The 16,660-nt window shown below is 63.3% G+C and carries 19 protein-coding genes, 1 pseudogene and 1 riboswitch; of the genes and pseudogenes, 11 read left to right on the forward strand and 9 right to left on the reverse strand.

All coding sequences use genetic code 11. The features are described from left to right. The first annotated feature begins 167 nt into the window (after positions 1 to 167). Together NKJ26_RS25960 and NKJ26_RS25965 are read left to right on the forward strand one after the other, a co-directional pair. Positions 168 to 530, forward strand: a complete 363-nt coding sequence (locus NKJ26_RS25960; protein WP_352698169.1) for an ArsR/SmtB family transcription factor — start codon at positions 168 to 170, stop codon at positions 528 to 530. Further along, entirely contained in the window at positions 527 to 1,012 is a 486-nt protein-coding gene (locus NKJ26_RS25965; protein ID WP_352604643.1) for an SRPBCC family protein, read from the forward strand. The genes NKJ26_RS25960 and NKJ26_RS25965 overlap by 4 nt, the downstream gene beginning before the upstream one ends. A 25-nt stretch (positions 1,013 to 1,037) precedes the next feature. On the opposite strand, the gene NKJ26_RS25970 is transcribed toward NKJ26_RS25965, so the two are convergent. From NKJ26_RS25970 to rpmB, 3 genes are all read right to left on the reverse strand, one after another. Beyond that, positions 1,038 to 1,718, reverse strand: coding sequence for a spermidine synthase family protein (locus NKJ26_RS25970; protein ID WP_352698080.1), 681 nt, complete (start codon positions 1,716 to 1,718; stop codon positions 1,038 to 1,040). 22 nt (positions 1,719 to 1,740) lie between these two features. Beyond that, positions 1,741 to 2,427, reverse strand: a complete 687-nt coding sequence (locus tag NKJ26_RS25975; protein WP_352698082.1) for a queuosine precursor transporter — start codon at positions 2,425 to 2,427, stop codon at positions 1,741 to 1,743. Positions 2,428 to 2,588: 161 nt separating this feature from the next. Beyond that, entirely contained in the window at positions 2,589 to 2,888 is a 300-nt protein-coding gene (gene rpmB, locus NKJ26_RS25980) for a 50S ribosomal protein L28 (protein WP_027023326.1), read from the reverse strand. A 256-nt stretch (positions 2,889 to 3,144) separates the two neighbouring features. Here rpmB and NKJ26_RS25985 point away from each other — a divergent pair, with 256 nt between their 5' ends. From NKJ26_RS25985 to NKJ26_RS25995, 3 genes are read left to right on the forward strand one after another with little or no spacing between them, the layout of a single operon-like run. After that, positions 3,145 to 3,933, forward strand: coding sequence for a DUF3108 domain-containing protein (locus NKJ26_RS25985; protein WP_352698085.1), 789 nt, complete (start codon positions 3,145 to 3,147; stop codon positions 3,931 to 3,933). A gap of 23 nt (positions 3,934 to 3,956) precedes the next feature. Beyond that, the gene (locus NKJ26_RS25990) at positions 3,957 to 4,124 is read left to right on the forward strand and encodes a hypothetical protein (protein WP_352698087.1); all 168 of its coding nucleotides are present in this window, start codon (positions 3,957 to 3,959) and stop codon (positions 4,122 to 4,124) included. Continuing rightward, complete coding sequence (locus NKJ26_RS25995) at positions 4,121 to 4,795, forward strand: lysoplasmalogenase (protein ID WP_352698088.1); 675 nt, start codon at positions 4,121 to 4,123, stop codon at positions 4,793 to 4,795. The genes NKJ26_RS25990 and NKJ26_RS25995 overlap by 4 nt, the downstream gene beginning before the upstream one ends. Here NKJ26_RS25995 and NKJ26_RS26000 read toward each other — a convergent pair. Both NKJ26_RS26000 and gloB read right to left on the reverse strand, forming a co-directional pair. Next, positions 4,792 to 5,220, reverse strand: a complete 429-nt coding sequence (locus tag NKJ26_RS26000) for a cupin domain-containing protein (RefSeq protein ID WP_352698090.1) — start codon at positions 5,218 to 5,220, stop codon at positions 4,792 to 4,794. The two genes, NKJ26_RS25995 and NKJ26_RS26000, sit on opposite strands and share 4 nt — an antisense overlap. Positions 5,221 to 5,241: 21 nt before the next feature. Then, positions 5,242 to 6,009, reverse strand: coding sequence for a hydroxyacylglutathione hydrolase (gloB, locus tag NKJ26_RS26005; RefSeq protein WP_352698092.1), 768 nt, complete (start codon positions 6,007 to 6,009; stop codon positions 5,242 to 5,244). A 175-nt stretch (positions 6,010 to 6,184) separates the two neighbouring features. Between gloB and NKJ26_RS26010 the strand changes: the two genes are divergently transcribed. The 4 genes and pseudogenes from NKJ26_RS26010 to NKJ26_RS26025 all read left to right on the forward strand — a co-directional run. Further along, on the forward strand, positions 6,185 to 6,967 hold the full coding sequence (locus NKJ26_RS26010; RefSeq protein WP_352604661.1) for a class I SAM-dependent methyltransferase: 783 nt from the start codon (positions 6,185 to 6,187) through the stop codon (positions 6,965 to 6,967). 122 nt (positions 6,968 to 7,089) lie between these two features. Then, positions 7,090 to 8,910 (forward strand): ABC transporter ATP-binding protein/permease, encoded by a 1,821-nt coding sequence (locus NKJ26_RS26015; RefSeq protein ID WP_352698094.1) that lies wholly within the window; start codon positions 7,090 to 7,092, stop codon positions 8,908 to 8,910. 85 nt (positions 8,911 to 8,995) lie between these two features. Next, complete coding sequence (locus NKJ26_RS26020) at positions 8,996 to 9,799, forward strand: DUF1194 domain-containing protein (RefSeq protein ID WP_352698096.1); 804 nt, start codon at positions 8,996 to 8,998, stop codon at positions 9,797 to 9,799. 418 nt (positions 9,800 to 10,217) lie between these two features. Further along, positions 10,218 to 10,355 (forward strand): annotated as a pseudogene (locus tag NKJ26_RS26025) (DUF1330 domain-containing protein); the annotation flags it as partial. Between the two features lie 9 nt (positions 10,356 to 10,364). Here the strand turns inward: NKJ26_RS26025 and metW are convergent. Continuing rightward, complete coding sequence (gene metW / locus NKJ26_RS26030; protein ID WP_352604669.1) at positions 10,365 to 10,979, reverse strand: methionine biosynthesis protein MetW; 615 nt, start codon at positions 10,977 to 10,979, stop codon at positions 10,365 to 10,367. A 58-nt stretch (positions 10,980 to 11,037) separates the two neighbouring features. Beyond that, complete coding sequence (gene metX, locus NKJ26_RS26035) at positions 11,038 to 12,204, reverse strand: homoserine O-acetyltransferase MetX (protein WP_352698098.1); 1,167 nt, start codon at positions 12,202 to 12,204, stop codon at positions 11,038 to 11,040. A gap of 106 nt (positions 12,205 to 12,310) precedes the next feature. Continuing rightward, positions 12,311 to 12,388, reverse strand: a riboswitch (SAM riboswitch). 134 nt (positions 12,389 to 12,522) lie between these two features. On the opposite strand from metX, the gene hisC reads away from it, so the two are divergent. Further along, entirely contained in the window at positions 12,523 to 13,632 is a 1,110-nt protein-coding gene (gene hisC, locus NKJ26_RS26040) for a histidinol-phosphate transaminase (RefSeq protein WP_352698100.1), read from the forward strand. A 6-nt stretch (positions 13,633 to 13,638) separates the two neighbouring features. Continuing rightward, on the forward strand, positions 13,639 to 14,574 hold the full coding sequence (locus tag NKJ26_RS26045; protein ID WP_352698102.1) for a prephenate/arogenate dehydrogenase family protein: 936 nt from the start codon (positions 13,639 to 13,641) through the stop codon (positions 14,572 to 14,574). Between the two features lie 114 nt (positions 14,575 to 14,688). On the opposite strand, the gene NKJ26_RS26050 is transcribed toward NKJ26_RS26045, so the two are convergent. Then, positions 14,689 to 15,615: a sugar kinase gene (locus tag NKJ26_RS26050; protein WP_352698104.1), complete on the reverse strand. Its 927-nt coding sequence runs from the start codon at positions 15,613 to 15,615 to the stop codon at positions 14,689 to 14,691. A 7-nt stretch (positions 15,616 to 15,622) separates the two neighbouring features. After that, the gene (locus NKJ26_RS26055; RefSeq protein ID WP_352698106.1) at positions 15,623 to 16,621 is read right to left on the reverse strand and encodes a DUF2125 domain-containing protein; all 999 of its coding nucleotides are present in this window, start codon (positions 16,619 to 16,621) and stop codon (positions 15,623 to 15,625) included. Between the last annotated feature and the right edge of the window lie 39 nt (positions 16,622 to 16,660).

Consider the following 16,660-nt stretch of genomic DNA (forward strand, 5'->3'; position numbering starts at 1 on the left):
TATCAACCCACACCCCGCCAACCAACCCCACCCCCGGTCGCGTGGGCCCGTACATGTTAAAATCACCCTGGTGTCCACCTAACCGGGACGGAGTGGGGGACGACGACTGTTCGAAATACTTTAGTGCTAACTTGACAATTCTTCTTATCGAGACAATACTCAAGCCCATGCTTAACTATTCCGAGATTGATGGCATTCTCCGTGCGCTAGTCGAGCCGACCCGTCGCCAGATCCTGGAACGGTTGAGCCGCGGACCGGCCACGGTCAGCCAGCTGGCGGAGCCGTTCGGCATGACGTTCGCGGCCGTGCTGCAGCATCTCCAGGCGCTGGAGGCCTGTGGGCTTATCCGCAGCGAAAAGACCGGGCGGGTACGCACCTGCCGGATCGACCTGGGCGGGCTCGGCCCGCTCGCCGACTGGATTGCAGAGCGCCGCATACCGGCGGAACGTCACCTCGACCGTCTCGGCCAGATCCTGGCGGAGACAGACCAATCGCCCCCGAAAAATCAGGAAAAGGACGAACAGCAATGAACCAGATCGCCCCTGTCAAAGACGAGCATTCCGTCATCCACTCCACCTTCAACATCGAGCGGATCTACCCGCAGTCGCCGGCCCGCGTTTTCCATGCCTTCGCCGACAAGGCGACGGTCCGGCGCTGGAGGATCGAAGGTGATGGCTTTGCCATCGCCGAATTCAGCTTCGATTTTCGCGTTGGCGGCGGCGAGGTGTCGCGCTTCAGCTATGGCGGTGGCCCAGAGGTCAGGCTTGATGCTCAGTTCCAGGACATCGTTGCGGACCAGCGCATCGTGTTTTCCTACAGGATGGCAATCGGATCGCAGCCGATGTCGGCATCGTTGACTACGGTTCAACTGACACCCTCGGGTGGTGGCACAAGGCTGACCTATACCGAGCAGGGCGCCTTTTTCGACGGCGTCGATTCCGCGCAGGGACGTGAGGAAGGAACCCGCGGGCTGTTGGAAGCCCTTGCGGCGGAACTCCAGAAGTCGAAGTAAACCGATCCGCTGCCCGGCTCTCCGGTCAGGATAGCGAGCCGTTGGTGGCGATCCAGATGACATGGCGCGCGCCGCGCTTGCCGTTGGCGCGCGTGTTGACCTCCTCGACTGTGAAGCCGGCCTGCTTCAGCCGCCGGGTGAAGCCGCTGTCGGGGCCTTGCGACCACACCGCCAGCATGCCGCCCGGCTTGAGGGCGGCGCGAGCGGCGCCAAGGCCGGCCAGGCTGTAGAGCGCGTCATTGGATTTGTGGACGATGCCTTCCGGGCCATTGTCGACATCGAGCAATATAGCGTCATAGCTCGATGCTTGCGACCGTATCAGCTGCCCGACATCGGTCTCCTGGATGGTGACACGCGGATCGTCGAGACAGCCGCCAAAGACATCGGCCATCGGGCCGCGCGCCCAGGCGACCACGGCTGGCACCAGCTCGGCGACCACGACGCTGGCATCACTGCCGAGTTCGGCGAGGGCGGCGCGCAAAGTAAAACCCATGCCAAGCCCGCCGATGAGAATTCTTGGCCGGCGATGGCCGGCAATCCTCAGGCAGGACAGTTTTGCCAACGCTTGCTCGGAGCCGCTGAGACGGCTGTTCATCAGCTCGTTGGTGCCCAGCATGATCGAAAATTCTGACCCGCGCCGTTTGAGGCGAAGCTCCTGCGCGCCGTCGGGCGTCTTTGCAGAGTCTAGCTGAACCCAGGGAATCATTGCCTGGTTCCCCTGTTCGGAATCACGGCGATGCGGCCAGTGCCGGCTGGCTCCAGCGGGTAGCGAGCAGCCGGTAAGGGATGAGCGCCACCACGGCGATGATCAGCTTCACGCTGAGATCGCCCAATGCCCAGGAAACCCAACGCATGGCGTCGACATTGAAAACGCCCATCAAGGGCGCAGTTTCGAGCGCGAAACTGTCGTTCGGACCAGCGAAGGCGAAAGCGGTGGAAAAAGCGACAGTAAAGAAAACGGCGGTGTCGAACACCGATCCGACCAGCGTGCCGACGATCGGCGCGCGCCACCAGCTTTGCCGGCGCAGCCGGTTGAACACGGTCACATCGAGCAATTGCGCACTGAGGAACGCCGCGCCGGATGCCGCCGCGATGCGCACCAGCCGGTCGGCGGCGGTCTCGAATTCGATGAGACCATGGCGGAACAGGAAGGGTGGGACAAGGATCGAGCAGACCACCGCCGTCATGAAGCCGACAAAGACGATCCTGCGCGCCACGGCGGGGCCGTAGCGGCGGTTGGCGAGATCGGTGACCAGGAACGAGAAAGGGTAGGTGAAGGCGCCCCAGGTCAGCAGGTCGGCCAGCGACAGGCCGCCGACCTGGCCCTGCATCGGGAACTGCACGAGAATGTTCGATGCCACGACGACAAGCGCCATGGCGGCCACGAAGGGCAGGTATCGCGAGAAGGAAGTCATTTTTTTATCCTGGGTAATGGAACCAGCGGAGCACGATGCCCATCCGGGCGATGCTCGCTTCGTATCCGGGCATCGGATTGTCGAACCTTGCGGTTGCTATCCGATGCCCACGGGCCAACAAGAAGTTGGCTAGGGCGGTCGTCCCCCGCCTTGAAAGGGTGTCAGGCTGCGACGGACTGCTCTGCGAGCTTCTTGGCGATCTGCTTCTTCAAGAGGCGCGCGCGCTGCGACAGCTCCTTGACGTCGGCCTTCGCCAGGAAGGCGTCGAGACCGCCGCGATGTTCGACCGAACGCAGCGCGTTGGCGGAAATGCGCAGACGCACATTCTGGTTCAGCGCTTCCGAGATCAGCGTCACATTGACGAGGTTGGGCAGGAAGCGACGCTTGGTCTTGTTGTTGGCGTGGCTCACATTATTGCCGGTCTGGACTGCCTTGGCAGTGAGTTCGCAGGTGCGGGACATGGTTCTACCTTCAGTTCTCTCGGCCCTGTCAAACCTTTGTGCCCACGCCGGGTGGCGCGCGGTTCTGGTCAGGCGGCCTTATGGAAAAAGTTGGCGTTCCATAGTTGCATTTCGCCAATGCGTCAAGCTCCGGCTTGCCTTCGCTTGCGACGGGCATTTCACATTAAGGCCGGATTTCATCCTATAAGCGGTCCAACAGGGACATGCCAAGCCGGAGTTGCATACCTCCGGCCGAAAATCGAGGACCGATCCCGCCATGCTTCGTTCGTCGCCTGCCCTTGTCGCCGTGCTTGCCATCGCCTTGCCATCGGCTGCGTCCGCCGCTTCGCCGCAGTCCTTCAAAGGCGAATACACCGTATCGTTTCTCGGTCTTTCGATAGCGAAATCGACCTTTTCCAGCCGTTACGAGAACGGCATCTATTCGATCGACGGAAGCGTCTCCGCGGCGGGTCTCGCCAGACTGTTCGACGATACGCGCGGCACGGTCTCGTCCAAAGGCACGATTTCGGGCCAGAAGATGGTGCCGCAGGCGTTTCGTGCCGACTACACCTCGGGCAAGAAAGCGTCCGCGATCGACATCCGCTTCGCCAATGGAAACGTGATCTCGACGCAGGTCATTCCGGCGCCTGGCAAGCGCGACCCCAAGAGCTGGGTGCCAATCAGCGCCGGCGACCTGGTATCGGTGCTAGATCCGATGGCGGCGACCGTCATCCATGCCGACAGTCTCGATAAGGTCTGCGGCCGCACGGTAAAGTTTTACGATGGCGAGATGCGCGCCGACCTGACGCTGACCTACGCCTCGAAAGGCACGATCTCGGTGCCGGGCTATAAGGGCGAGACCGTCACCTGCCGGATGGGCTTCGAGCCGGTGGCGGGCTACCGCAAGGGCCGCAAGGCGCTCAATTATCTGAAAAACCGCAGCCGCATGATGGTGACGTTTGCGCCGCTTGGCCAAACCGGCGTATATGCGCCGATCCACGCCACGGTCGGAACGCAGATCGGCACCTTGACCATTAGTGCCCGGCGTTTCGAAGCGGTACAATAAGGCCAGGCGCGCCGGAGGCGGGAATGGGGCGCGCAATGTTGATCGGCTTTTCAGCGGTCGCGGGCATGTGGGCCAAGCCTTCGCTGCGCATCCTTGCCGCCAGCATGCTCGTCGCGGGGGGCGCGGGGCTGCCGGGAAGGTCGCTGTTCCTGCGCAAGCCGGCCACGGCCGGGGACGGAGCCAAGGCATGACGATGCCGTTCGCCGGCGACATCGACGCCAATGCCAATGCGACGCTGATCTTTTCGCTTGTAGCGGCGGTGATCTACGCGTTCACCCTGGGCATGCCGCCGACGCTCGCCCGCTCGGCGGCGAAGACGCTCGCCGTAGCGATGCTTGCCGTGCTGGCGGCCCTGCAAGGCGGCCCACCGCTTTTGGTCGCAGCCCTCGCGTTCAGCGCCGTTGGCGACGCGTTCCTGTCACGTGACGGCGAAAAGGCGTTTCTCGGCGGGCTGGCCAGTTTTCTCGTCGCCCACATCGTCTATATCGCGATTTTCCTGCGCAGCGGCGGCGGGCTGGAATTGCTCGGCGCCGAATCGTGGCGTGGCGCGATCGCGCTGGCCATGGCGGTGTTTGCGGCGGTCCTGCTTACGGCGCTTTGGCGCCGCACCGGTCCCGGCCTGCGTCTTCCGATCGCCGTCTATGTCGCAGCGATCCTGGCGATGGGCATGTCGGCGCTGACGACAAGCAATCTATCGCTGATCGGCGGCGCCATCCTGTTCATGACTTCCGACGGGCTGCTCGCGACGGATAAATTCCTGGTGGCTGCCATCTCGCCGCATCGCGTCTGGATGCGCTTTGCCGTCTGGGCGTTGTACTACGCTGCTCAGCTCGCGATTACGCTTGGTTTCTTGCTGAGCTAGGATTGTTTCGGCTGCCAGCCCGGCGCGGCCAACTCGAAGGCCGCGAAATCAAAGCCCGGCGCGACGGTGCAGCCGACCAAGGTCCACTCGCCCAGGCTGCGCGCCGATTGCCACCAGCCCGCCGGCACGACGACCTGCGGCCGCTCGCCCGCTGCCAATTCGGCGCCGAGCACCTGTTCGATCACCGCACCGCCTTCATCCCATATCGACAGCGCCAGCGGGGCGCCGGTATAAAAATGCCAGACCTCGGCGGCGTCCTTGACCCGGTGCCAGGCTGAAACCTGGTGCTGCTCCAGCAGGAAATAGATGGCGGTCGAATGGCCGCGCATGCCGCCGGCTTCGTCGCGAAAGGTCTGCGTGTACCAGCCTCCCTCCGGATGCGGCTTCAGCCCAAGCGTCGCGATAATTTCGGCGGAACTGGTCATGGGTTCGACAATACCACCAGGCTAGAAATTGTCCTTGCGCTTGCGGATCTCGGCGAAGACTTCGGCATCCGAAGCTTTCTCCAGCCCAAGATGTTTGCGGATCGCCGGATCGTGCCAGCGCAGGAACGGATTGGTCGACAATTCCTCGCCGATCGTCGTGGGCAGCGTCGGCTTGTTGTCGGCGCGCAACGCCTCGATCCGGGCAGCCCGTTCCTTCAGCGCCGAATTGCTCGGGTCGACGGTCAACGCGAAACGGGCGTTGGCGAGCGTGTATTCGTGGCCGCAATAGATGACGGTCGCGGCCGGGAGTGCGGCAAGCTTCTTCAGCGAGTCGTACATCACTGGCGGCTTGCATTCGAAAAGCCGCCCGCAACCAAGCGCAAACAGCGTGTCTGCGGTGAACGCCACTTTCGATGCAGGCAGGTAGTAGGAGACATGGCCGGCGGTATGGCCGGGGGTGGCGATCACCTCTATCCGCTCGCCGCCGAGATGAAGGACCGAACCCTCTTCAACTGTCTCATCAATGCCGGGGATCTTGGTCTTTTCCGCTTCCGGGCCAACGATGCGCAGCTTGAAACGCTCCTTCAGCGCCAGATTGGCCTCGACATGGTCGATATGGTGATGCGTGGTCAGGATCATCGTCGGCGTCCAGCCGGTGCGCTTGATCGCGGCCAGGATCGGCGCCTCTTCAGGGGCATCGATGATAGCGGTCTGCCCGCTTTCCGGGTCATGCACCAGCACGCCGAAATTGTCGGTGCGGCAGGTGAATTGTTCGATTTCAACGGGCATCGCATCTCTCCATTGTCGCCGCAGACATAGGGTCCCAACGCGCCGATGTCATCACGAGAAGTCAAATGTCATCCCGGGATGTCGAACGCCGCCCCAGGGGCTCCCAAGTCATCCTGCAATGTCGGCGGCACCGGCCTTTGTTGAAACCCGCGCGCTTCACGGCTACATCCCTCACATGCATTCCGACATCGTCGATCTCCGTTCCTTCTACTCGACAACGCTCGGCAGGTTCGCCGAACGCTCGATCACCATGGCGCTATCGTCGATATGGGCCGCCGTGCCCAATGAACGGCTGGTTGGCCTCGGCTACACCTTGCCCTGGCTGGAGCGTTTCGGCACCGATGCCGAGCGAGTCTTTGCCTTTATGCCGGCGACCCAGGGCGCCGTGGTCTGGCCGGCGGTCGGCCCGACGGCGACGGCACTGGTCTTCGACGAGGAATTGCCGCTGGTCGATTCCTGCATCGACCGCATGCTGCTCGTCCATTCGCTCGAACATGTCGAGAATCCGCGCGAGACGCTGAACGAGATCTGGCGGGTGTTGTCGCCCGCCGGGCGCGTCGTCATCGTCGTGCCAAACCGGCGCGGTGTCTGGGCGCGCTTCGAGCACACGCCGTTCGGCAATGGGCGGCCTTTCTCACGCGGACAGCTCACCGAATTGCTGCGCGAGGCGAATTTTACGCCCGCGGCATGGTCCGATGCGCTGTTCTTCCCGCCATCGCGGCGGCGCTTCATGATGCGGTTCCACAACGTGCTGGAGCGGGCCGGCCGGCGGTTGTGGCCGATCTTTTCCGGCGTTATCGTCGTCGAGGCGCAGAAACGGCTTTATCAAGGCGTGCCGGTCGTCCAGCGCGCGTCTCGCCGCGTTTTCGTGCCGGTGCTGTCGCCGCATGGCGCGACACGGCTCGGCCGCCGGGCCGTGGAGACCACGCCGCCGGCTCCGCAGATGACACCTTCGTGATCATGACAGGAACTTGCGCCGCCCGGCGTTTCCCGACCTATCTGTCGCTTGCGGCTCATTGAGACCAATGCGGCCGACCATCAGCGGTTTCAGCACTCAAACTGAACGCAAGGACCTTGGGTATGGCTTACCATCCGGACAACGATGCCTCCGCCCTGCCGGTTGCGGTCGAAGCCAGCAGTCTGCGCGATCAGGTGGCGACGATCAGGCAGGCGCTGGCGGAATCGCCGGTTCGCAAGTGGCTGTTCTGGACGTCGGTCGGCATGATGGCCGTCATCGTCGCGACCTCGATCGGCCAAGTTCTGCTCAACCGCTGGAACCAGCCTTTCTACGATGCGCTCGCGCGCCGCGACATGGCTGCCTTCCTGCACCAGCTTCTCGTCTTTGCAGTCATTGCCGGCGGGTTGCTGGTGCTCAACATAGGGCAGACCTGGCTCAACCAGATGATTAGGCTGAAACTTCGCGAGGCGCTGACGCTCGATCTGATCGACCAGTGGATGCGGCCGGCGCGCGCTTTCCGCCTGGCCAATGCCGGCGCCATCGGCGTCAACCCCGACCAGCGCATGCAGCAGGACGCCGCGCACCTCACCGATCTGTCCACGGATCTCGGCGTCGGCCTGCTGCAGTCGTTGATCCTGCTGGTGTCCTTCGTCGGCGTGCTGTGGGAGCTGTCTTCGGGCTTCGTCTTCCATATCGGCGGGACCTCGCTTGCGATACCGGGCTACATGGTCTGGGCCGCCATCCTTTACGCAGGCACCGCGTCATGGCTGAGCTGGCTGGTCGGACGGCCGCTGATCCGCCTCAACAGCGACCGTTATACGCGCGAAGCCGAGTTGCGCTCCTCGATGGTGCGCGTCAACGAGAATGTCGATGCCATCGCGCTGTACCATGGCGAGGCGGATGCCAGGCGACGGCTCGGACTCGACCTCGGCACTGTGCTGGGCGCCATGCGGCGCATCTACACCGCCCAGATCAATCTGTCCTGGGTGACGGACACCTATGGCTGGATCACCGTCGTGGCCCCCATCCTCGTTGCCTCGCCGGTCTATTTTTCGGGCGACATCAGTTTTGGCGGGCTGATGATGGCGGTCGGCGCCTTCAATCAGGTGCATTCCTCATTGCGCTGGTTCATCAACAACATCGGCAGCATCGCCGACTGGCGCGCAACGCTGATGCGCGTTGCGGACTTCCGCATCGCGCTCGCTGAAACCGATGTGCTGCACGACAAGGAAAAGCGCATCGAGTTCGGCGACAACGCCAATGGCAGCCTGACTTTCGAGAAGCTCGAAGTGGCCTCGCCGGACGGATGCACCAAGCTCGCCGACCAGCATGTCGAGATACGTCCCGGCGAGCGCGTCATGATCACCGGCGATCCCGGCGCCGGCAAGACATTGTTCTTCCGCGCCATTGCCGGCCTATGGCCATGGGGCAGCGGGCGAATCGGCCTGCCCGCGGGAGAAACGCCCATCTTCGTGCCTCGCGTCCCGTATTTCCCGACCGGTACGTTGCGCGAGGTTCTCGATCACCCGAATGGACCCGACCCGGCGAGCGATGCCGAGATTTCGGCGGTTCTTGCCGAGGTCGGCCTGCAACGGCTGTCGTCCTCGCTCGACCGCTCCGCGCGCTGGGAGCGTGAGCTGGGCGATGACGAACAACGCTCGCTCGCCTTCGCCAGGCTCGCCTTGCGGCAACCAAAATGGATAATCATCGACGAAGCCCTGGATGCGTTCGACGGGCCGTCGCTGCGACGGGTGTTGTCGATGCTGGAGAAGCGTCTGCCCGGAGCCGCGGTGCTCAACATCGGACGCGGCCAGCACAACAATCATTTCTTTCCACGCGCTTTTACAATCGTGAAGGATGCCGGCGTGCCGGCGCTGAAACCGGTCCGCGTCAGGGCCGGCGCCATCGAGCCGCCCCCCGCCGCTGCCCGCCGCAAGGCGTAGCCATTGTTCCGGTCCCTGGCGCGAAGCTTTATTTTGCCGTGATCGCGAGGGAATATCCGCAGGAGAAACAACCCCGGCGTCGGCCATGCTTGATGCTCTGCGCCTGCTTGCCTGTCTTGCCTGCGCCCAGGCAGTCCCCGTTGCCTCGCCGCCGGATGCGCTGGCCGTCGATGTCGAACTGGTGCTGGCGGTCGACATCTCCCTGTCGATGGACGAGAAGGAGTTCGCCCTGCAGCGCGCCGGCTATGTCGAGGCGCTGCGGCATCCCGATTTCATCCAGGCGGTCCGCGCCGGCAAAACTGGCCGCATCGCGCTCGCCTATTTCGAATGGGCCGGCACGGTGCGCGACGACGCCGTCATCGGCTGGCAGATTGTCGACAGCGCCGACAGCGCCGGCGCCTTCGCCGACAAGGTGGCGGCGCGGCCGTTCAGGAGCTTCCGAGGCACTTCGATCTCCGGTGCGCTTGCCTTCGGCGCTAAGCTTTTCGATCGCACGGCTTTCGAGGGCGATCGCAGCGTTATCGATATTTCCGGCGACGGTCCGAACAATATCGGGCCGCCGGTCACCACGACGCGTGACGCGGCAATCGCCAAGGGCATCGTCATCAACGGCCTGCCGATCCTGGTCAATCCGTCGCCCACGTTCAGCCATCTCGATCAGTATTATGCGCAGTGCGTCACCGGCGGGCCCGGTTCCTTCGTGCTGCCGATCTACGCGGCCGCCGAATTCTCGACGGCGATCCGGCGCAAGCTGATCCTCGAAGTGAGCGGCATCCAGGACAGGGCCGGGTTCATCCCCGTGGACACCGACGCGCCCGTCGACTGCCTGCGGGGCGAGCGGGACAGGCGGTTCTTGTCCGATCCGTATTTCCCAGAACTCGACCGCTGAGCCTCTTGGCCCGACCAGCCTAGATGGGAGGTTCATTGTTTCACGGAAACGGTGAACCGCTCTAACTCTTTGTTTCAACGCAATTCCCTAGGGAAAGCGCTACGCGCTTTTCCCGGAAAAACCGTTTCACACCTTTTCCTGGACTTCCCCTTTTCTCGGCCCCTCGCCATATCCGCCTCGACGCTAAAAAATCGCCGCTCATGTCATCCGCCGCACTGCCGTCCAACCGCCGCCAAATGACGATTCCGGGGCCTAGCGCCTCAATTGCAACACCCTCGCCAATAGATGACGTCTGAACGCCATCGCGAAGCCGGCCCGGCCCTGCCTGCGATCGCATGGAATCCTACTACGTCTGGGGCAATCGCCTTGCGGCCGGCGCCGGGGCAGATTGCGCTTGCGAGGCCGGCTGAAGAGGCTTCGGCAGCATGCGCGCCGCTGGTACCATTCACCAGCCTACCAGGCGATATTATCGCTGCGGACCGATAATTCCGAGGCTGACGTGGTATTCGCCGACGGTGTCGAACATCCACACAAGGCCACGGATATCCTGGAGTAGGACTAGGCTTTATCGCTTCAGCAAAAACACTGCCTGCTGGCCGAAGAAATTCCAGAACCACCACGGCATCGACAGGCCGATCTTCTGGCCGTTGGCGTCGAGCGCGGTTGCCCTCTCCACCGTCGCGCCAAGCTCGTCGCACAGATTGACGAAGTCGCGGATGGTGCAGAAATGGATGTTGGGCGTGTCGTACCAGGAATAGGGCAGGTCCTTGGTCACCGGCATGCGGCCCTTGACGAACAGCGACAGGCGCACCCGCCAATGCCCGAAATTGGGGAAGGAAACGATGGCGCGGTTGCCGATCCTGAGCAATTCGTCGAGCACCAGTTTCGGATTGCGGGTCGCCTGCAAGGTCTGCGACAGCACGACGAAATCAAAACCCTTGTCGGGATAGAATTGGAGGTCCTTGTCGGCATCTCCCTGAATGACCGAGAGGCCGCGCGCCACGCATTCGTTGACGCCGCGCTGCGACAGTTCAAGACCGCGGCCGTCGACCTGCTTGGTGTCCTGCAGCAATTCGAGCAGCAAACCATCGCCCGAGCCGACATCGAGCACGCGGGATCGCGGCGGGATGAGGTTGGCGACGACTTCGAGGTCGACGCGCTGGTCGCGGTTGACGCTCATGGTTCTTTCCTTGGCCAGGCACATTTTCCCAATTCGGACGATGCCCGATTTTGCCGGATCATAGACTTAGCCCTCTCGCCCTCGCGGCCGAGCCGATGAAGCCGTTGATGGCGGCAAACAGTTCCGGTTCGTCGAGCAGGAAGGCGTCATGGCCGCGATCGGTCTCGATCTCGACGAAGGACACCGATGCGCCGGCGGCGTTGAGCGCATGCACGATCGAGCGGCTCTCCTCGGTCGGAAACAGCCAATCCGAGGTAAAGGACACCAGGCAGAAGCGGGTTTTCGTGCCGGCGAAGGCGTCGGCCAACAGGCCGCCATGGTCGGCGGCGAGGTCGAAATAGTCCATCGACCGCGTCATATAGAGGTAGGAGTTGGCGTCGAAACGATCGACGAAGGTCATGCCTTGGTGGCGCAGATAGCTTTCGATCTGGAAGTCGGCGTCGAAGCCGAAGGTGAGCGCCTCGCGATCCTGCAAATTGCGGCCGAATTTGCGGTGCAGGGCAGCTTCCGAAAGATAGGTGATGTGGGCGGCCATGCGCGCCACCGCCAGCCCTTTTTCCGGGCGCTTGCCGTGTTCGAAATATTTGCCGGCATGCCAGTCCGGGTCGGCCATCACGGCTTGCCGGCCGACCTCGTGGAAAGCGATGTTCTGCGAGGAATGGCGGGCGCCAGTGGCTATCGGCAGCGCCGAGAAGACGCGCTCCGGATAGCTCGACGCCCATTGCAGCACCTGCATGCCGCCCATCGAGCCGCCGAGCACGCAAAACAGCTTTTCGATGCCGAAATGGTCGATCAGCATCTGCTGCGCGCGCACCATGTCGCGGATGGTGATGACCGGCAGGTCGAGCCCGTAGGGTTTGCCGGTGACGGGGTTGGTCGAGGCCGGACCGGTGGAGCCAAGACAGCCGCCGATGACGTTGGAGCAGATGACGAAGAAGCGATTGGTGTCGATGATCTTGCCGGGGCCGATCAGCACTTCCCACCAGCCGGGTTTGCCGGTCACCGGATTGGTGCTGGCGACGTGCTGGTCGCCGGTCAGCGCATGGCAGACGAGGATGGCATTGGAGCGGGCGCCGTTCAGCGTACCGTAGGTCTGGTAGGCGATCTGGAATGGCGACAGCAGCGTGCCGGCGTCCAGCTTCAGCGGCTTGTCCGCCCCAAAGCGCAATACCGGGCTCGACGGTTGGTCGGCCTCGTTGGTCTTCCCAGCGCGCAGAGCGGCCATTCGCATCTCTCTTGCTGCACCTTGCCCTGCGAAAATCGCCGCCGATGCGTTCGTCCGGCCGGCAGCGGACAACAAAAAACCGGCATTTGCCTTCACAAAGCCGGTTACGTCCACGCAAACGGCCCTTTAGCGAATTGTTTAACGTGGCTGCAAGCCGACCGGCCAAATCACCACGGAACTGATGCTGCCCTTCTAGAACTCGCCCGCCTTGCCGTCAATGCCGAGGCTGGCCTCACCGCCAGCTCTCGACATTGCCGGTCACGGCTTGTATTTCCGCTGCGGCTTCCCTGCGGAAGCGTTCTCGACGGATTTTGCGACATGAGCCAGATACCGGACAAGGCACGTCCAACCCCGCGCGCGGGCATCATGGATATCGATGCCTATGTGCCGGGCAAAAGTGCCGCGCCCGCCGGCGTCGCCAAGGTGTACAAGCTGTCGTCGAACGAGAATCCGCTCGGGCCCTCGCCCAAGGCGATCGAAGCCGCGCGCGAGGTCGCCGGAAAGCTCGACGTCTATCCCGATGGCACCGCCCGGCGGCTACGCGAGGCGATCGCCGAGGTGCATGGCCTCAACGCGCAGAACATCATCTGTTCCAACGGTTCCGACGAGATCCTCGGCCTGCTGGCGCAGACCTATCTCTCGCCCGGCGACGAGGCGATCTTCACCGAACATGCTTTCATGGTCTACAAGATCTACATCCAGTCGGCAGGCGCCACGCCGGTCGCGGTCAAGGAGACCGACGAGCGAGCCGACATCGACGCGATGCTTGCCGCCGTCACGCCGCGCACCAAGATCGTCTTTCTCGCCAATCCCAACAATCCGACCGGCACCTATGTGCCGTTCCAGGAAGTGCGTCGCCTGCATGCGGGCCTGCCGCGCAACGTGCTTCTGGTGCTCGATGCCGCCTACGCCGAATATGTCCGCCGCAACGATTACGAGGCCGGCATCGAACTGGTCGGCAGCGCCGAAAACGTGGTGATGACCCGCACCTTCTCCAAGATCGGGCTTGGCGGCGCGCGGATCGGCTGGATGTATGCGCCGATGCGCATCGTCGACGCGATCAACCGGGTGCGCGGCCCGTTCAACGTCAACGCGACGGCGATCGAAGCCGGTATCGCGGCGATCCGCGATCGCGACCATGTCGAGCGCAGCGTCGCGCACAACGAGACCTGGCTGGCATGGCTGAGCGAGGAATTGACCAAGCTCGGATTGCGGGTGACGCCCAGCGTCGGCAATTTCATCCTCATCCATTTTCCCGACGACCAGAGGCATTCGGCAGCCGCGGCGGACGATTATCTGACGGCGCGCGGCTATATATTGCGGCGCGTTTCCGGCTATGGCTTTCCCAACGCGCTGCGCATGACCGTCGGTACCGAAGAGGCCAATCGCGGCGTTGTCGCCGCACTCACGACATTCCTGAAAAGCTAGAACGCCATGACATCACCGATGTTCGAAAAGATCGCGCTGGTAGGCATCGGCCTGATCGGCTCGTCGTTGGCCCGCGTCATCCATCGCGAGGGCCTAGCCCGCCACGTCGCCATCTCGACCCGCAGCGCCGCGACGCTGATGCGGGCGAAGGAGCTCGAGCTTGGCTCCTCCTACACCACCGATGCGAAAGAGGCGGCCCGCGACGCGGATCTGATCATCGTGTCTGTGCCAGTCGGCTCGTCCGGCGCTGTGGCGGCGGAAATCGCGCCGGAGCTGAAGCAAGGCGCGATCCTCACCGATGTCGGCTCGACCAAGGCATCGGTCATCGCGCAGATGCAGCCCTACGTGCCGGCAGGCGTCCATTTCATTCCCGGCCATCCGCTGGCGGGTACGGAGAAATCCGGTCCGGATGCCGGATTCGCCGATTTGTTCGACAATCGCTGGTGCATCTTCACGCCGTTGCCCGAGACCGACCCGGATGCGCTGGAGAAGCTGTCGGAATTCTGGCGCCGCTGTGGCGCCAATATCGACACGATGGACCCGCAGCACCATGACATGACGCTGGCCATCGTCTCGCATCTGCCGCATATCATCGCCTACAATATCGTTGGCACCGCCGACGATCTGGAATCGGTGACCAAGACTGAAGTGATCAAGTATTCCGCCTCCGGCTTTCGCGATTTCACCCGTCTCGCCGCATCCGACCCGACCATGTGGCGGGATGTATGCCTGCACAACAAGGACGCCATCCTCGAAATGCTCGCGCGGTTCTCGGAAGACCTGGCGTTCCTGCAAAGAGCAATCCGCTGGGGCGACGGCGAAAAACTCTTCGATCTGTTCACCCGCACCCGTGCCGTACGCCGTTCGATCATCGAGGCCGGCCAGGACATCGACGTGCCTGATTTCGGCCGTCAGGCGGTCGAGCATCCGGCAAAGAACTAGGTGTTCCCCGCCTAAAGCGCGTCGCGTTTGAACGGATTCATGCGACGCGCTTGGGTTCTTGTTCTAATGCATGTCGTTATCGCAAAACCGCTGCGCATTTTTGCGCGACAGGCGTTAGCTCGCTGGCCAGTGGCTTTCCATCATCGCCAGCGTCTCAGTCCGGTCTGGCGCGCCCAGCCTGCCGCCGAAGCGCAGGCATTTGAGCGCGGCGGCGGCACTGGCAAAACGCAAGGCCTGCTCCACCGGCAGGCCTTCCGCCAGCCCGACGGCAAAGGCGCCGTGAAAGACGTCCCCGGCGGCCAGCGTGTCGACTGCCTCGATCCTTGGCGCCGCGACATGACGGGACGCTCCCGCCGTTCGATCGAACCACCAGCTTCCCGCCGCGCCGCCGGTCACCGCGACAAATGCATCGGTGCGCCCGGCCAGCACCTCGCAGGTCAGGCGTGGATCGAGGTGCTGACCGCACAGAATGCGCGCCGCCGGCTCGGAGGCCACGATGTGCGATGCCAGCGGCAACAACTGCTCCAGCACATCTCGCGGCGCGGTGTCGGCATCGAGGATCGCCGGCCGGCCGATGGCGCGTGCCGCCTCCAGGGCAAGAGCAGCCGCACCCGGCCAGCGCACGTCGACCAGCACGGCATCGAATGCGGAGAGATCGGCGACCGGTAGAGCCTCGGGATCGGCCTGCGCGAGCCTGTCGTAGAAAGGCACGATGATGCGTTCGCCTTGCGCATCTACCAGGATCGAGGCCAGTGCCGAGCGGGCGCCAGGAACGCGGCGGACATGAGTGCAATCGACGCCCTCGGCCTCGATCGCGGCAACCAGATGGTCGCCGACCAGATCATCGCCGGCGCTTGCCCACAACGACACTTCGGCTCCCAGCCGATGCGCGGCGCAGGCAGCACTGGTCGCCATGCCCGAGGCGATCTGGATGCCGTCGGAGGCGATGAACTTCCCCTGATTGGCGGGCAGGGTCTCGACGCGCAAGATGGTGTCCAGCGTCAGCGCGCCAACACTCAGCAGCTTCACGGGTCTGGCCATGGCAGCGCTATTCCACCGGCTTGATCTTGCCCAGCGGGATGAAGCCGAGCGACGCCTTGCCCTTGACCACCTTCAGCGGCAACGACGGTGCGTTGCCGAGCATGGCCAATGCGGAAAAACCCTGTTCGATCGCATTCTTCTGCTCGGGTATGGCGCCAGCAAGGATCGATGCCACCGCCTTCGGATCCTTGATTCTGATCATCAGATCGGCATCGACGAGGCCCCCGGCATCGACCGACAGCGGTCCCGAAACGGTGACGCGCGCCGTGCCCGACGACAGGTCGAGGTTGCGGATCTCGATCATCTGGCCGCGCAGGCTTTGCACATGCGTGCCGATCAGAGCAACGCCGTTTTTCAGCGTGACGTCGCCGCTGGCATCGAACGGCGGCAGCACGCGTCCGCCGACGGCATCGGGATCGATCTCAAGATCGATGAAGCTGCCGAGATAATCGAGATCGCCTCCGTTCGGCTGCAATTGGCCGGCCGCCTTGCCGGCGCTGAACAGTTCCACCGGATCGGCGTCGTCAGCCGGATCGGTCTGACCGGACAGGCCCTCCGCCCGCAGCGAAATCCGCCGTGGCAGCGGCCATGACAGGTTGATATTGGCCTGCAGACTGTCCCAGTCGATCCACAGCGGCACCATGCCCGGAACCGAGGTTCTGAGCGGACCGCGCATGTCGGCCACCGGCGACAGAGGCTGGATGATTTGGGCGACGGCATGGATGGAGCCGGCGGATGCCGCGATGTTCCTGGTGTCGTCCTGATAGGCAAGGCTATCGCAGGAGACGACAAAGCTCAGGGGATAGCCGCTGACCTGGAGATTGGCGCAGCCGGCCTCGACGCCATTCTTGTTGAGCGCGGCAACTGCCTTGTCTGCTTCGCTCCTGACCCTGTCGGCCAGATAGAACCAGCCGCCGCTATAGACGGCGAACAGCACGACGATGAACGCCGCAAGCCACCACAGACGGCGACGGTTACTCGGTTGGCGCTCGTCGCTTGACGTCATGCTTTGGCTCTCATTAACGCAGGTGTTGTGAAACGTATG

It is taken from the genome of Mesorhizobium sp. M0152 (assembly GCF_040322415.1).
GTDB lineage: Bacteria > Pseudomonadota > Alphaproteobacteria > Rhizobiales > Rhizobiaceae > Mesorhizobium.

What these genes read in the sequence shown, in the direction of transcription:
- NKJ26_RS25970 (WP_352698080.1), bottom strand. Translation starts at nt 1,718, where the DNA reads ATGATTCCCTGGGTTCAGCTAGACTCTGCAAAGACGCCCGACGGCGCG.
- gloB (WP_352698092.1), bottom strand. Translation starts at nt 6,009, where the DNA reads ATGCCCGTTGAAATCGAACAATTCACCTGCCGCACCGACAATTTCGGC.
- NKJ26_RS26045 (WP_352698102.1), top strand. Translation starts at nt 13,639, where the DNA reads ATGACATCACCGATGTTCGAAAAGATCGCGCTGGTAGGCATCGGCCTG.
- NKJ26_RS25990 (WP_352698087.1), top strand. Translation starts at nt 3,957, where the DNA reads ATGGGGCGCGCAATGTTGATCGGCTTTTCAGCGGTCGCGGGCATGTGG.
- NKJ26_RS26010 (WP_352604661.1), top strand. Translation starts at nt 6,185, where the DNA reads ATGCATTCCGACATCGTCGATCTCCGTTCCTTCTACTCGACAACGCTC.
- metW (WP_352604669.1), bottom strand. Translation starts at nt 10,979, where the DNA reads ATGAGCGTCAACCGCGACCAGCGCGTCGACCTCGAAGTCGTCGCCAAC.
- NKJ26_RS26055 (WP_352698106.1), bottom strand. Translation starts at nt 16,621, where the DNA reads ATGACGTCAAGCGACGAGCGCCAACCGAGTAACCGTCGCCGTCTGTGG.
- NKJ26_RS26000 (WP_352698090.1), bottom strand. Translation starts at nt 5,220, where the DNA reads ATGACCAGTTCCGCCGAAATTATCGCGACGCTTGGGCTGAAGCCGCAT.
- metX (WP_352698098.1), bottom strand. Translation starts at nt 12,204, where the DNA reads ATGGCCGCTCTGCGCGCTGGGAAGACCAACGAGGCCGACCAACCGTCG.
- NKJ26_RS26050 (WP_352698104.1), bottom strand. Translation starts at nt 15,615, where the DNA reads ATGGCCAGACCCGTGAAGCTGCTGAGTGTTGGCGCGCTGACGCTGGAC.
- NKJ26_RS25985 (WP_352698085.1), top strand. Translation starts at nt 3,145, where the DNA reads ATGCTTCGTTCGTCGCCTGCCCTTGTCGCCGTGCTTGCCATCGCCTTG.
- NKJ26_RS25995 (WP_352698088.1), top strand. Translation starts at nt 4,121, where the DNA reads ATGACGATGCCGTTCGCCGGCGACATCGACGCCAATGCCAATGCGACG.
- rpmB (WP_027023326.1), bottom strand. Translation starts at nt 2,888, where the DNA reads ATGTCCCGCACCTGCGAACTCACTGCCAAGGCAGTCCAGACCGGCAAT.
- NKJ26_RS25965 (WP_352604643.1), top strand. Translation starts at nt 527, where the DNA reads ATGAACCAGATCGCCCCTGTCAAAGACGAGCATTCCGTCATCCACTCC.
- NKJ26_RS26015 (WP_352698094.1), top strand. Translation starts at nt 7,090, where the DNA reads ATGGCTTACCATCCGGACAACGATGCCTCCGCCCTGCCGGTTGCGGTC.
- NKJ26_RS25960 (WP_352698169.1), top strand. Translation starts at nt 168, where the DNA reads ATGCTTAACTATTCCGAGATTGATGGCATTCTCCGTGCGCTAGTCGAG.
- NKJ26_RS26020 (WP_352698096.1), top strand. Translation starts at nt 8,996, where the DNA reads ATGCTTGATGCTCTGCGCCTGCTTGCCTGTCTTGCCTGCGCCCAGGCA.
- hisC (WP_352698100.1), top strand. Translation starts at nt 12,523, where the DNA reads ATGAGCCAGATACCGGACAAGGCACGTCCAACCCCGCGCGCGGGCATC.
- NKJ26_RS25975 (WP_352698082.1), bottom strand. Translation starts at nt 2,427, where the DNA reads ATGACTTCCTTCTCGCGATACCTGCCCTTCGTGGCCGCCATGGCGCTT.